Origin of the sequence: Candidatus Pelagibacter communis (genome assembly GCF_001180205.1) — a bacterium.
GTDB lineage: Bacteria > Pseudomonadota > Alphaproteobacteria > Pelagibacterales > Pelagibacteraceae > Pelagibacter > Pelagibacter ubique_O.
In genome coordinates this window covers 1-515 of the sequence record NZ_CVSU01000109.1, presented here as the reverse complement: position 1 = coordinate 515, position 515 = coordinate 1, and the positions used below count along the sequence as shown (strand labels likewise).

The window sequence follows — 515 nt, the reverse complement described above, 5'->3', positions numbered from 1 at the left end:
TCTGGAAAAAGAACCAGAAATGAATTCCGATGTTGTACTGGTTGCCTTAGATGATGCTTCAAAGCTTGTATCCGGATATGAGTACCTCTGGCCCTATGATTATTATGCAGAAACCGTAAAAAAAATTACAGATGGAGGCCCCGCTGGTTTTGGTATGGATATTTTGTTCACAAATACTGTTGATACCGTTGGATGGTCAAGGCTAATTGATGAATTAGCAGTATCATATATGGCAGTTAATCCCTACTCTGTAGATTTTGGTAGTATTAAAGAGCCATTTGAACTCAATATTCATAATGATGAAATTCTAGATGAACTAAAAATGAATAATTTGAGTCACATTGGTCCGATGGATGGTAAACATGTAATTAATATTGGATACAAGACTAGTTCAGAATTAATGGAAGTATCATCAGGAGTAGGTTTTATAGATATTGAGCCTGATCTTGATGGTGTTTTGCGTAGGATTCCTCTAGTAGCAGAGGTCAATGGAATGCTGGCACCACATTTCATTC

General features: G+C 36.7%; 1 protein-coding gene. It reads left to right on the top strand.

The window, feature by feature from the left end; translation table 11 throughout:
• Positions 1-19: 19 nt before the first annotated feature.
• On the top strand, positions 20-515 hold a 496-nt coding region (locus AMO08_RS04865; protein WP_143323817.1), incomplete at its 3' end, for a CHASE2 domain-containing protein.